Origin of the sequence: Tardiphaga sp. (genome assembly GCF_025356345.1) — a bacterium.
Lineage (GTDB): Bacteria > Pseudomonadota > Alphaproteobacteria > Rhizobiales > Xanthobacteraceae > Tardiphaga.
The window spans coordinates 1-13263 of record NZ_JANXTC010000409.1 but is presented as its reverse complement, the minus strand read 5'-3'; the positions used below and the strand labels follow the sequence as shown (position 1 = coordinate 13263).

Below are 13263 nucleotides of genomic sequence, written 5' to 3'. Positions count from 1 at the left end.
CGGTCATCATCGCCGAGGACCGGGACATGCTGGAATCGACGGATCCGGACGCCATCGTCGACATGAGCCGCAAGATCGAGAAACACATGCCGTCGGATCGGCCGGGTATGCTGATGCGCTCGCGGCTGCTCAAGTTGTTGCAATCCAACAATGAGGAGGAGCAGCCGAGACATCAGTTGGCCTGATGAGTCGATGAACGCCACAATTCCGTCAGCTCATGACGGGGGATGTCGAGGTTCGAATCCTGCCGCGGCAGGCATGGTGGCGTTGATTGCCGCCGCTGTGAGGCCTGAGTTCCGCTATTCGCCCTTCGCCGATTTCGCGCACCCGCTCTCGGCGACAACGATCGCGATTTGGCTGAAAAACTTGTGGTCGCCAGTGATCCAACCTCCAGGCAGGCGCGTAGAAACCATGGAAACATGAGCGGAAATCAGCGCCGAATTCGTAATGAGGGAAGATCCACGCATCACAGGATTGGCTCGCCTGGTCGCGGCGGGCATCCGGCCACCCGCGGGGGTCGGCCGTATCGCGCTGGCGCTGATTGCGGGCGTGGCATGCCACCTCACATTTGCCGCGGCCGTGACCGCGATGATCGTAGCCATGTTTTTCGGTCTGAGTGAAGGATTGGGGCGTGTGCCATGGCCATGGGCGATCCTCGCCAACGCGGCGCTTGTGTTGCAGTTTCCGCTCGCGCATTCGCTATTGCTGACCGGGCCGGGTGGGCGGTGGCTGGCGAGGCTGATCCCCGGTCCCCATGGCACAACGCTTTCCACCACTACCTACGCAACGATCGCTTCGCTGCAACTCTTGAGCTTGTTCGCGCTCTGGACGCCGTCCGGCATCGTCTGGTGGCGGGCTGACGGCGCGACGTTGTGGTGGGTATGCGCGGCGTATACGGCTGCCTGGTTGGTGCTGATCAAGGCCAGCTTCGATGCGGGGGCCGAGGTCCAATCGGGGGCACTCGGCTGGATGTCGCTACTGGCGAAAATTCGTCCTGTATTCCCCGACATGCCGACGCACGGCCTGTTTCGCGTGATCCGCCAGCCAATCTATGTGGCCTTCGCGCTGACGCTGTGGACGGTACCAGTATGGACGCCGGATCAACTCGCTCTGGCGCTGTCTTACACCGCCTATTGCCTCGTTGCCCCAAGGCTGAAGGAACGTCGGTTTGCCGTGCGCTATGGTGATCGGTTCCAGCGTTATCAAGCCGATGTGCCCTATGTCCTGCCCCGTCACGCCATGAGAAAAGACAGCCGCGATGCGCAATGACCTGACCATTTATGACCGGGTTTCCGATCACTGGTGGTCGGACGACGTGCGCTGGGTTCGGACCCTGAAAAACCTCGCGTCGGGGCGATTGAAATGGTTTGACCGTCAAATCGACTGGCGGGAAAAGAGCGTTCTCGATCTTGGTTGCGCCGGAGGCTTCATGGCGGAAGCCATGGCAAAACGGGGCGCCCATGTGACCGGGATCGATCCTGCCGAGGGGGTCATCGCGGCTGCTCGCCGCCATGCCCGACGCGGAGGCTTGCGGATCAGCTATGATGTCGGCGTGGGCGAGGCATTGCCTTACGCCGATGCCAGTTTTGATGCGGTGGTTTGCGTCGATGTGCTGGAGCATGTCGGTAATCTGGACCAGGTCATCTCGGAAGTGGCCCGGGTGCTGCGCCCCGGCGGTGTGTTCCTGTTCGATACGATCAACCGCAACCCGATCGCTCGCTTTGCGGCCATCACGCTTGCGGAAGATCTGCTGCGCCTGTTGCCGCGTGGCACCCACGACCCCTCGATGTTCATCCGGCCAAGCGAATTGCGGCGGGTGATGCAAAAGGTCGGTCTGCGGCCCGGTCCGATCACCGGCCTTGGTCCGCGCGCGCTGAACCGGCGGCTGGACCTGACCTTTGGTCCCTTGCCAATGACCATGATCCTGTTCATGGGACTGGCCCATAAACAGGATATCCGGACATGACCACCCTTGGCCTTCTGACCACCGCGCTGCTGTTTGGAGGAATGGTGCTGTTTTCTTTCGGCTTCGCCGCCTTTTTGTTCTCGGCGTTGCCGTCACCCGTCGCGGGGCAGACGCTGCGCCGCGCATTTCCGCATTTCTATCTGTTCGTGCTGGTCACGGCGGTTGTGGCAGCGGCCCTGATGTGGCCGCAAGACAGGTTCGCTGCCATGCTGCTCGCTGGGATCGCTCTGACCACGTGGCCCAGCCGCCAGATTCTGATGCCCGCGATAAACGCGGCAACGAATATGAACGCGAAGGCCCGTTTCAAGCTCCTGCACGGCCTGTCCGTCCTCGTCACCCTGGCGCATATCGGAATGGCGGGGCTGGCTCTCGCGCGGTTCACCTGAAGGATTCGTCATCACGCTCGATACCGGCGCGCCGTTGTCGCGCCGACCAAAATCCCGTGTGCGCCACAATTCGAATTCACGGCTGGTCAATCCGCACGGTAAACCGGGGTTGCGATCCCTTCCATGCGTGCCTTGATCTGCAGCGCCGTGTAGATGGAGAAGTGTCGCGCCTGCTGCAGATTGCCGCCCTGGAACCAGAGCGCTTCCTGATTTGTCGGCTTCCACATGTTGCGTAGTTCACCCTCCCACGGCCCGGAATCTTTTGCGGTACCGGAACCCAGCCCCCAGCACGGCCCGACCTTGTCGGCGACGGCTGACGAGATCAGTAGCGCCGCCCAATCATTCATCGGCCCGTAGCCCGTCGCGTAGACAATGAGGTCGGCGGGCAGGGTGGTACCATCCGCCATGGTCACGCCATCCTCGGAGAGATGGTCGATCTCCACGCCGGACTTCAGCGCAATGTCGCCGTTGATGATCAGATCCGAGGCGCCGACATCGATGTAATAACCGGAGCCGCGTCGTGGATACATCAGGCCGATGCCGGTTTCGTCCTCGCCGAAGGTCAGCATGAAGCCTGCCGCTTCGAGTTTCCCGTAGAATTCGGCGTCGTCCTGCCGGAAGCGCGCCACCACGGGCTTCGCGAATTGCGGCAGGATGCGATAGGGGATCGAGGCAGCGATCAGGTCGGCCTTGTCGGCGTCGATGCCAGCCTCCACGGCTGCCTGAGAGTACAGCGGCCGGCCGTACCGCTCCAGCGTGCTGGACTTCACCACGAGTGTCGGCGAGCGCTGGATCATTGCCACGCTGGCGCCATTCTCCCACAGATCCGCCGCGATATCATGGGCGGAATTGTTGGCGCCGATGATGACGCAGTTCTTGCCGGCATAAGGCGCGCCATCCTTGTAGTCGCTTGAATGAAGCTGCGCGCCGCGAAAACTCTCCTGACCATTGATGGCCGGGCGGTTCGGCACGCCGGACATGCCGGTGGCCAGAACCAGTTGCGCTGGCCGCAGCGTGATTGTGCGGCCGTCGCGCTCAACCTCGACGCTCCAGCGTTTGGTCGTATCGTCCCATTCGGCATGGGTGCAGGGCGTTGAATTCCAGATGTCCAGTTCCAGGATGGAGGCGTAAGCCTCCAGCCAGTCGCCCATCTTGTCCTTCGGCGTGTAGATCGGCCAATGGTCGGGAAACGGCAAATAAGGCATGTGATCGTACCACACTGGATCGTGCAGGCAGAGCGACCGGTAGCGGCGGCGCCAGCCGTCGCCTGGCCGTGGCAACGCATCCACGATCAATGTGGGAACGTCGAGTTGCTTCAGCCGCGCGGCCAGCGCCAGCCCGCCCTGGCCGCCGCCGACGATCAGGCAATAGGGCTGCTTCGATATACCGAGTTCGGCCCTGGCGTCGTTGCGTCCGTCCTGCCAGACCCGTCGCCCTTTGACGACGCCGTGCTGCGCGCCTGCGACACGCGTCTCGCCGCGCTTCTCTTCATGTCCCTTTAGCTCGCGCAGGGTAGTGAAGAAGGTCCAGCAGCGACCGTCCTTCAGCCGTAGATGGCCCTTGCCGCGCCCGACGGCGGTCTCGAAACTGAACCAGGCGCCGGCCGTGTCGCCCGGTTTGTCCTCTGACTCGATCCGCCAATTTTCCGGCTTCACCTCGTCGAGGCGGTGCAGCAGCATATCCCAGATCGAGTCGTGACCTTCCAGCGTGGCGATGTCCCAGGTGAAGGCAAGGAAGTCCCGCCAATAGCTGTCGTCCAGGAACAGGGCCTGAAACTGGACCTTGTCACGACTGACCATCGCTGCGTGGAAGTCGGCGAGCCAGCGCGCAGGCTGACGATCGGAATGCACAGAGATAGCTTCACCTCCACCTATAACACAATATATGATATAGGAGCATTTTGAAGGTGGCGAGTGGTTCGTGATGTTACGTTCGTCTTTTTGGCATGAGCCCGCTTGATATAAACCCGCATGGAGCGGGAAACTGCCTGGCTTCGCTCTAACACCTCTGCGCCACCCAACGACTGCAACATTCTGGATCTGACGACATGGCATTGACGGGGTTTGTTTCGAGCAGTCGCGAAAATCTGGCTTCACGCACCTACGGTCAATTGCGTGAAGCGCTGATGGCCGGACGATTCTGGCCCGGTCAACGGCTGCGCATCCGCGAGCTTTCCGCGGCGATGGGCGTCAGCGACACACCGGTTCGCGAAGCCATCATGCAGCTGGTTCGCGAGGGCGGACTCGAAATGCGGTCGGGGCAGTCCATCACCGTGACGCGTCTGTCGCTGACGCGCTACCGCGAACTGCGCGAGATCCGCCTGCTGCTGGAGGGTCTAGCGACCGAAAAAGCGGTGCCGCTGCTGACCGTGGCCGATCTGAAAAAACTGAAAAAACTGCACGATGCGCTGGTGCGCGCCGAGAAAGATGGCGACTCCGAAGCCGCCACGCTGACCAATTTCAATTTCCACTTTCTGATCTATCGCGCGTCTCAGGCTGAGGACCTGGTATCGATCCTGGAGACGATCTGGCTTCGCAACGGGCCCCTCCTGAAATTCCTCTACCCGCATGCGCCTCCGACCTATCCCGGGCGCCATCAGCATGTCGTCCTGATGCAAGCCCTGCAGGAGCGTGATGCCGTAGCGGCCCGCCAGGCGATCCAGGACGACATCATCGAGGGAGGATCGCAGCTCGTCCAGCTGCTGTCGAAAATCGAAACAGGCGAAGCTGTCGTCAAGGAAGATGCCGACGGCCATATGCGTCTGGAGCTCCTGACTCTGGCGCCGGGCTGAGGTCTCGGCGCTGGATCCTGCGCAGACCATTGCGGTGCCGTCTAGATTTCTGATCCTGAGGCGGACATCCGGGGCGTGGGTCCGGCCAGCCCGCGTTACAGCGCGCGCCATGCAGCTGGACACATCAGGCATTGACGGCGCCGGCGCAATAGGCAGAATATATGATATATTCTTCGAGTTCCTGTTTTGTCGCGAATGAGGAATGTCGCTCACCGCGCTTCAATGCGCCGACACGTTCTCGTCGCCAGTCTCAGACGGACGGCATCATGACAGCTGCGCCTATCGATCTGCATTCCACGGTTCATCTGCCGGATTTCAACGCCGCAGCGGTGGTGCCTGGCCTGTCCGGCAAGGTTGATCTGCGTCGCGACGTCTGGGGCATTCCGCATATCCGCGCGGTCGCGACCGCCGATGCCTTTGCCGGGCTGGGTTTCGCCCATACCCAGGATCGGCTCTGGCAGATGGAAGCGCTGCTGCGTCGCGGCACCGGGCGTTATGCGGAATGGGTGGGCAAATCGGCTGTCGCCGGCGACATCCTGGCTCGCCAGCTCGACACCACCGGCGCCTCTAAGCGCGATTTCGCGCTGATCAACGCCGAGACCAGGACGATGCTCGAGGCCTATGCGCGCGGCGTCAATGCCTTCATCGCGCTAGGCACCTGGCCGGCGGAATATGCGCTTCTCGGCGCGCGGCCTGCCGTCTGGGAGCCGTGGCATTCGATGGCGGTGATGCGCCAGATCGGCTTCCTGATGGGCTCGGTTTGGTGGAAGCTGTGGCGGGCGGCAGCGTTGCCGATCGTTGGCGCCGGCGAGATAGGCAAGCTGCGTTTCGACGATGGGGGCGACGATTTGCTGTGCCTGCCGCCGGGCGCCGAAGGCGAGCGATATCTCGCGGCCCTTGCCGACCTCAAGCCCGGGTTGGAGGCGATGCTGGCCACCGGCAACTACCAAGCGGAAGCCGAAGTCGCCGGCGGCAGCAACAACTGGGTGCTGTCGTCGCAGCGCACGGCGACGGGCCGCCCCTTGCTGGCGGGCGATCCGCATCGCGTGCTGGAAATGCCCAGCATGTATTATCAGGCACACCTGGCCTGCGACGAGTTCGATGCAATCGGCCTATCGGTACCCGGCGCGCCGGGCTTTCCGAATTTCGGCCACAACGGCAAGGTGGCGTGGTGCGTCACTCATGCCTTCGTGGACATTCACGACCTCTACATCGAGCGTTTCGACGCGGCGGTCGAAAACACCAGTTTCAAGGGTGGCTGGAAGCCGGTCACCCACCGGGCTGAAACCATCAGCGTGCGTGGCGACAGCGATGTGGTGATCGATGTGGTCGAGACCATGCATGGTCCGGTTATTGTGGGGGATCCCAAGAACGGCACCGCCTTGGTCCTGCGCTCGATGCAGTTCGCCGAGCCGGACACGTCGTTCGACTGCACGCTGAAAGTGCTGCGATCGAGCACGGTCGAGGAGCTTTATGCCGCCGGTGCCGAATGGGGGTTGATGGATCATAACCTCGTCGCTGCTGATACCAATGGCCAGATCGGCAACCGCGTCCGCGCCAAGGTGCCGGTGCGCCCGCGCGCCAATGGCTGGCTGCCGGTGCCGGGCTGGACCGGCGAGCACGAATGGGACGGGCTGATCCCGTTCGAGGAGATGCCGTGCAGCATCGATCCGGTGGAGCAGGCGATCGTCACCGCCAACAACCGGGTCGTGGAAAACGGCCGTCATTACTTCTGCACCGATGCCATGCCGCCGCATCGCACACGGCGGATCTGGCAGCGCCTGGAAGGATTGACCGCAGCCACGGTCGAGGATATGGCGTCGATCCATCGCGATACCGTCAGCGTCGTTGCGATCGAATTTCGCGACCGCATCCGCACCGTCGCGGTTGCCGGCAAGGCCCTGGCCTTGCGCGACCGTATTCTGGACTGGGACGGTGCCATGGACGCGGAGTCCAGGACAGCGGTCGCTTACGTTGCCTTGCGCACCGCGCTGACCAAACTGGTTGCGGACAGAAGCGGCGTGCGTGCCGTCTCGGAGAGTCCCTATACCAAGGTGCCGCCGGGAATTTTTGGCGAGAGCCAGATCTGGTGGACGGTGCCACAGCTGCTGCGTGCCAACGATACCGGACTGTTGAAGGGCGCAACCTGGGATGAACTGCTCGCGCAGGCGCTGGCCGACGCGGCGATAGAATGCCCCGACGAGGTCTGGGCCACCGTGCACCGGCCGATCCTGCGTCATCCCTTGTCAGCGATCTATCCGGAGCATGCGGCCGCGCTCGACAAGCCCTGCGGGCTGCTCGGTGGCGACAATGACACGCCGTTCGCCACCGGTTACATCGCGCGGCTCGGCATGAAGGCTACCTATGCGGCGCTGTCGCGCTACGTTTTCGATGTGGGGGCCTGGGACAATTGCCAATGGATCGTGTTCCACGGTGCGTCAGGCCATCCCGCCAGCCCGAGCTACGACAACCAGAACGCGGCCTGGGCCGAAGGAAAAATGGTGCCGATGTTGTACGACTGGGACAGGATCAAGGCCTCCGCCACATCGCATCAGCAGTTGCTTCCATCGTGATGCCGGCATCGTAGCACTCTGGGCATCTTTTCAGCGAGCGATGCCGCTAACCGCGCCAATGCAGCGCTTGCCACAGGCGATATATCATATATCATTTTTGACTATAGTACAGGAGAGCGGATGACCCCGGAGCTCGGCCCGATTGATCGAAGCCTGCGTCACCGCGCCAGCCGCGTCGTGCCCGGCGGCATGTATGGCCACATGCGTACGGCCGGTTTGCCCGAGGGCTATCCGCAATTCTTCGCCCGCGGTGAGGGCTGTCACGTATGGGATGTCGACGGCCGAAAATATCTCGACTTCATGTGTAGCTGGGGACCGGTCGTGCTCGGGCACCGGCATCCGGTTGTCGACGCGGCCGTACGAAAACAGATGGAGCGGGGCGACGTCCTCAACGGACCGTCCGAACGGATGGTCGAACTGGCAGAGCGCGTGGTTGGTCTCGTCACCCACGCCGACTGGGCGCTGTTCTCCAAGAACGGCACCGATGCGACCACCACCTGCGTGACGCTGGCACGCGGCGCTACCGGCAAGCGCAAGGTGCTGCTGGCCAATGGCGCCTATCATGGCGCGGTGCCGTGGTGCTCGCCGTATCCATTTGGGGTGATGTCCGAAGACCGCGCGCATCTGCTGTATTTCGACTACAATGACATCGCTAGTCTAGAGGCCGCCGTGGCGCAGGCCGGGCCAGATCTTGCGGCGATCGTGGTGTCGGCGTTCAAGCATGATTACGGTCATCACCAGGAGTTGCCCAATGTGGCGTTCGCGCGGCGGGTACGCGAATTATGCGATACCAATGACGCCGCGCTTATTCTTGACGACGTCCGCGCAGGCTTCCGTCTGACGCTGCATGGCAGCTGGGACCAGATCGGCGTGCAGCCTGACCTCAGCGCATGGAGCAAGGCGATCGCCAATGGTTATGCGCTGTCGGCAGTGATGGGCAATGATAGGTTTCGCGACGCCGCGGCGGGGCTGTATGCCACCGGCTCATTCTGGTGCGGCGCGGTTTCGATGGCGGCGTCACTTGCCACCCTGAATGTTCTCGAAGCCGAAAACGGCCCCGAGCACATGCGCGCGATGGGACAGCGTCTGCGCGACGGCATTGGCGAACAGGTGCGTCGCTATCATCTCGGCGTCCGGCAGAGCGGGCCGGTACAAATGCCGGCGATCCTGTTCGAGGACGATCCCGACTATGTCCGGGGCTACCGTTTCACGCAGGAGACGCTGAAGCGCGGCGTCTACATGCATCCCAAACACAACATGTTCCTGTCTGTCGCGCACACCGCGGCGGACATCGATCACGCGCTGTCGGTGACGGACGATGCCTTCAGGATCGTGGCGGGGCTCTAGATTGCACGAGGCTTGAACGGAATTTGCGGCGAACTTTTGGGAGCAGGCGAATGAAGCAGATTGTTGCACGACGCGGCGTGGCCGTGGCTTTGGCCCTGGTCCTCGGAGTTTCCCTCGGCGCCGCTGGCGTGGCCATTGCGCAAACGCCCAAGAAGGGCGGCACCCTGGTCTATGCCAGCGTCTCTGGTCCAGGCACGCTGGATCCCTATATGGCGTCCAGCGCCGTCGAACTCGAAGTCATCAACAACATCTTCGAAGGATTGGTGACTCTCGACAAGGCCAATGCCACCAGGCCGATGCTGGCATCGAAAGCCACCGTATCCGCCGATTTCAGGACCTACTCGTTCGAGCTCCGTAAAGGAGTAAAATTCCACAACGGCCAGGAGATGACCTCGGCCGACGTCAAGGCGTCGTTCGAGCGCTACAGGCGCATCAGCCCCAATTCCAAAAATCTGGATGCCGTTGATCACTTCGAGGCGCCGGACCCCTACAGCTTCGTGATCCTGCTGAAGGAGCCCAACGTCGTTCTGCTCGACGTCATCAAGTCGCCGATCTATCCGCTGATGATCCTGCCGGCGTCGCAGAAGGACAAGCCGGCGCGCGACATCGAGGCGATCGGCACTGGTCCCTACAAGCTCGGCGAATGGGTCAAGGATAGCCACCTCGTCATCACCCGCTTCGACGACTACGTCGCCGATACCAGCGCGCCGGGCCGCGACGGCTATGCCGGGCGCAAGACCGTCTATCTTGATGCCGTGCGCTACCGCTTCATGCCGGAGATCACGACGCGGATCGCGGCATTGCAGAATGGCGAGGCACAGCTGATCTCCAGTGTGCCGCCCGACCTGAGCGCCAGGATCACCCAGCGAAAGGATCTGGCGATCCGCGAAGTGTTTCCGACACTCGGAAGCTACATCATCGTCAATTCGCAAAAGGGCCTCACGGCCAATGTGCTGATCCGCCAGGCGATCGCCGCGGCCATCAATGTCGATGAGATCATTGAAGGCGCCGGCGGGCTCAACAAGCGCAATCCGTGGATGTCGTTTCCCGGCACTCCCTATTTTCTCGGCGATACCGCACCGACCCCCTGGTACGACATCAAGAACCCCGCCAGGGCCAAGGAATTGCTGAAGCAGGCCGGCTACAAGGGCGAGAAGATCATCATCGAGACCAACAGCAACTATCAGTGGATGCGCGATACCATGCTGATCGTTGCCGAGCAGCTCAAGGCGGCCGGCATGACCGTCGATGTCCAGGTCACCGACTGGACCACCAATGCCTCGCACATGCAGCAGGGCACCGGCGACTGGAATCTGTCCACGACCGCCTTCGGTCCGGATCATATTCTCGGACCTCAGCAGTGGCGGCCGGTGCTCTACACGTTTCCGCACATCACAGGCAATGAGATCATCGACAAGGCCTATGCCGAATTCTTCACCGGCAGCACGCTGGAGGCGCGCCGCGCCAGCTGGCTGACGATCCAGAAGGAAGTGCTGGGCGGCGGCTATCTGGTCAAGATCGCGGATACCGGTCGGCTCAGCGGCTATTCGAAGAAACTGCAGGGCCAGAACGACTATGCCGGCATCCTGCAGCTATGGGACCTGTGGCTCGATTGATGCATGATTTCAGCCTGGTCCGCAGGTTCCCGATGCTCGGTCGGAGGAGGTCGCTCTGATCCGTCTTATCGCGGTAAAGTTTCTGCAGGCCGTGCCGGTGATCCTGATCATCTCGATCCTGGCGTTCCTGCTGCTCAGTCTGTTGCCGGGCGATCCCGCGCTGATCATCGCCGGCGAGCAGGCCTCGCCCGCCGCGATCGAACAGGTTCGCCGCCAGCTCGGCCTCGACCGCTCGTTCCTCGAACAGCTGGGTATCTGGCTGTTCCACCTGGCGCAGGGGAATTTCGGCTCCTCGCTGATCCTCAACCAGAGCGTTCTATCGGCGGTCGGCGAGCGTCTGCCGGTCACCTTGTCGCTGGCGGCACTCTCGATCTGCTTCACCATTCCGATCGGCGTTCTCCTCGGATCGGTGGCAGCGTATTTCCGACGCACCTGGATCGACTCCGCCGTGATGACGGTGGCGCTGCTCGGCGTCTCCATTCCGGCGTTCTGGATTGCGATCCTTGGCGTGATCCTGTTCAGCGTCCAGCTCGGCTGGGTGCCGTCCAGCGGCTATGCGCCGATCTCGCAGGGCGTCGGTCGCTGGTTCGCCTCGATGGCGCTGCCGGCGCTGGTGCTGTCGCTGTTCCAGATCGGTTTCCTCGCTCGAATGACGCGCTCGGCGATGCTCGACGTGCTGGGTCAGGACTATATCCGCACCGCCCGCGCCAAGGGGCTGAGCGAGTGGCGCACAGTGGGTCGGCACGCGCTGCGCAATGCGCTGATCCTCATCATCACGGCCACCGGCATTCTGCTGAGCGCCGCGATCGGTGGCTCGGTGGTCATCGAGCAGGTGTTCGCATTGCCGGGTATCGGCCGTATGGTCGTGCAGGCCATCATGGCTCGAGACTATCCGCTGGTGCAGGGCACCATGCTGATCCTCGGCTTTACCTTCGTGATGATCAATTTGATCGTGGACATCCTTTACACCCTCGCCGATCCGCGGGTGCGCCATGACTGACACCGGGCTCGGATCGCTGGCGACGGCCGCCGTCATCGCGCTGCCGCGCGGCCACGGCACGTGGCAGCGCCTGCTGCGCCATCGCTCCTTCATGATCGGCTTCTCGATCATCCTGCTGCTGACCCTGGCCGCCGTTCTGGCGCCGCTGATCTCCCCGGTCGAGCCCTCGGCCATGCGCGTGCGGTTTCGCTTCCGGCCGCCGCAGGCGGCGTTCTGGTTCGGCACCGACCAGTTCGGCCGCGATATATTCACCCGCGTGTTGTACGGCGCGCGGATCTCGCTGTTCGTCGGCTTCGCGGTCTGTGTCGTTTCCGGCTTGTGCAGTGCCGCCCTCGGCGTGATCGCCGCGCAATATCGCCGGCTCGATGGTCCGATCATGCGGCTTATGGATGCGTTGATGTCGTTTCCCGCCATCCTGCTGGCGCTGGGCATCGCCGCGGCGCTTGGTCCGCGCGTCTCCAGCGTTATCATCGCGCTCACCGTGGCCTACATTCCCGCCGGCGTGCGCATCGTCCGCGCCGCCTCGCTGACGGTGCGCGAAATGGATTTCGTGCAGTCGGCGCAGATTTCCGGTGCCTCGTCGCTCCGCATCGTGCTGCGCCATATCCTGCCGAATTGCCTCAGCCCGCTGCTGGTGCATCTGACCTTCATCTTCGCCTATGCCATGCTGGCGGAAGCCGCGCTCAGCTTTCTCGGCGTCGGCATCCAGCCGCCGATCGCCAGCTGGGGCAACATCATCGCCGAGGGGCGGGATTACGCCACCGAGGCGTGGTGGGTGATGCTGTTTCCCGGCGTCGCCATCAGTCTCGCGGCACTGAGCCTGAACCTGCTGGGCGATGCGCTCGGCGACATGCTCGATCCGCGCCTCAAGGGAGGCGAGTGATTTGACCGCGCCGCTGCTGGCGATCCGCAATCTGACCGTTCAGTTCCGCGTCGATTCCGGCTGGGTCACGGCGGTCGACGACGTATCGCTGGATGTCGGGGAAGGCGACTGCGTTGGCATCGTTGGCGAATCCGGCAGTGGCAAGAGCGTCACCGCGCTGTCGATCCTGCAGCTGCACCAGCGCGCCACCACGCGGATGCCGACCGGCACGATCACCTATCAGGGCCAGGACTTGCTGCGCGCGCCGGGATCGGCGATGCGGCGGATCCGCGGCAGCGAGATTGCCATGATCTTCCAGGATCCGATGTCCTCGCTGAATCCGGTGCTGACGATCGGCGACCAGATTGCCGAGACGCTGCGCCAGCACCAGGGCCTCAACGGCGCCGCCGCGCGGAGACGCGTGGTCGAGCTGCTCGGGCTGGTACGGATTCCCGATGCGGCGCGCCGCGCCGATGATTACCCGCACCGTCTGTCCGGCGGCATGCGGCAGCGGGTGATGATCGCCATGGCGATCGCCTGCAAGCCGCGGCTGCTGATTGCCGACGAACCGACCACTGCGCTCGACGTCACCATCCAGGCGCAGATCCTCGAATTGCTGCGTGACCTGCGCCGGGAATTGAGCATGTCGGTGATGCTGATCTCCCATGATCTCGGGGTGATCGCTGAATTCGCCCAGCGCGTGGTGGTGATGTATGCCGGCC

General features: G+C 62.9%; 11 protein-coding genes and 1 pseudogene. 11 read left to right on the top strand and 1 reads right to left on the bottom strand.

The window, feature by feature from the left end:
• The 4 genes and pseudogenes from Q0S16_RS25200 to Q0S16_RS25185 all read left to right on the top strand — a co-directional run.
• Positions 1-185, top strand: a pseudogene (locus Q0S16_RS25200) (Rieske (2Fe-2S) protein); the annotation flags it as partial.
• 262 nt (positions 186-447) lie between these two features.
• Positions 448-1269 carry an isoprenylcysteine carboxylmethyltransferase family protein gene (locus tag Q0S16_RS25195; protein ID WP_295854904.1) on the top strand — a complete coding sequence of 274 codons (822 nt, stop codon included), beginning with the start codon at positions 448-450 and terminating at the stop codon, positions 1267-1269.
• Entirely contained in the window at positions 1259-1966 is a 708-nt protein-coding gene (gene ubiG / locus Q0S16_RS25190; protein ID WP_295854901.1) for a bifunctional 2-polyprenyl-6-hydroxyphenol methylase/3-demethylubiquinol 3-O-methyltransferase UbiG, read from the top strand. The genes Q0S16_RS25195 and ubiG overlap by 11 nt, the downstream gene beginning before the upstream one ends.
• Entirely contained in the window at positions 1963-2352 is a 390-nt protein-coding gene (locus Q0S16_RS25185; protein ID WP_295854897.1) for a DUF4149 domain-containing protein, read from the top strand. The genes ubiG and Q0S16_RS25185 overlap by 4 nt, the downstream gene beginning before the upstream one ends.
• Before the next feature lie 86 nt (positions 2353-2438).
• Here Q0S16_RS25185 and Q0S16_RS25180 read toward each other — a convergent pair whose 3' ends face one another.
• Complete coding sequence (locus Q0S16_RS25180) at positions 2439-4202, bottom strand: NAD(P)/FAD-dependent oxidoreductase (RefSeq protein ID WP_295854894.1); 1764 nt, start codon at positions 4200-4202, stop codon at positions 2439-2441.
• 197 nt (positions 4203-4399) lie between these two features.
• Between Q0S16_RS25180 and Q0S16_RS25175 the strand changes: the two genes are divergently transcribed.
• From Q0S16_RS25175 to Q0S16_RS25145, 7 genes are all read left to right on the top strand, one after another.
• Positions 4400-5143: a GntR family transcriptional regulator gene (locus Q0S16_RS25175; RefSeq protein ID WP_295854891.1), complete on the top strand. Its 744-nt coding sequence runs from the start codon at positions 4400-4402 to the stop codon at positions 5141-5143.
• 266 nt (positions 5144-5409) lie between these two features.
• Positions 5410-7716: a penicillin acylase family protein gene (locus tag Q0S16_RS25170; protein WP_295854889.1), complete on the top strand. Its 2307-nt coding sequence runs from the start codon at positions 5410-5412 to the stop codon at positions 7714-7716.
• A gap of 120 nt (positions 7717-7836) precedes the next feature.
• Positions 7837-9063 (top strand): aminotransferase class III-fold pyridoxal phosphate-dependent enzyme, encoded by a 1227-nt coding sequence (locus Q0S16_RS25165; RefSeq protein WP_295854887.1) that lies wholly within the window; start codon positions 7837-7839, stop codon positions 9061-9063.
• A 50-nt stretch (positions 9064-9113) separates the two neighbouring features.
• Positions 9114-10679 carry an ABC transporter substrate-binding protein gene (locus Q0S16_RS25160; RefSeq protein ID WP_295854885.1) on the top strand — a complete coding sequence of 522 codons (1566 nt, stop codon included), beginning with the start codon at positions 9114-9116 and terminating at the stop codon, positions 10677-10679.
• Between the two features lie 55 nt (positions 10680-10734).
• Positions 10735-11679 carry an ABC transporter permease gene (locus Q0S16_RS25155; protein ID WP_295854907.1) on the top strand — a complete coding sequence of 315 codons (945 nt, stop codon included), beginning with the start codon at positions 10735-10737 and terminating at the stop codon, positions 11677-11679.
• Complete coding sequence (locus Q0S16_RS25150) at positions 11672-12562, top strand: ABC transporter permease (protein ID WP_295854883.1); 891 nt, start codon at positions 11672-11674, stop codon at positions 12560-12562. Before Q0S16_RS25155 ends, Q0S16_RS25150 begins: the two co-directional genes overlap by 8 nt.
• Position 12563: 1 nt before the next feature.
• Positions 12564-13263: ABC transporter ATP-binding protein (locus tag Q0S16_RS25145; RefSeq protein ID WP_295854881.1), on the top strand; the 700-nt coding region annotated here is incomplete at its 3' end.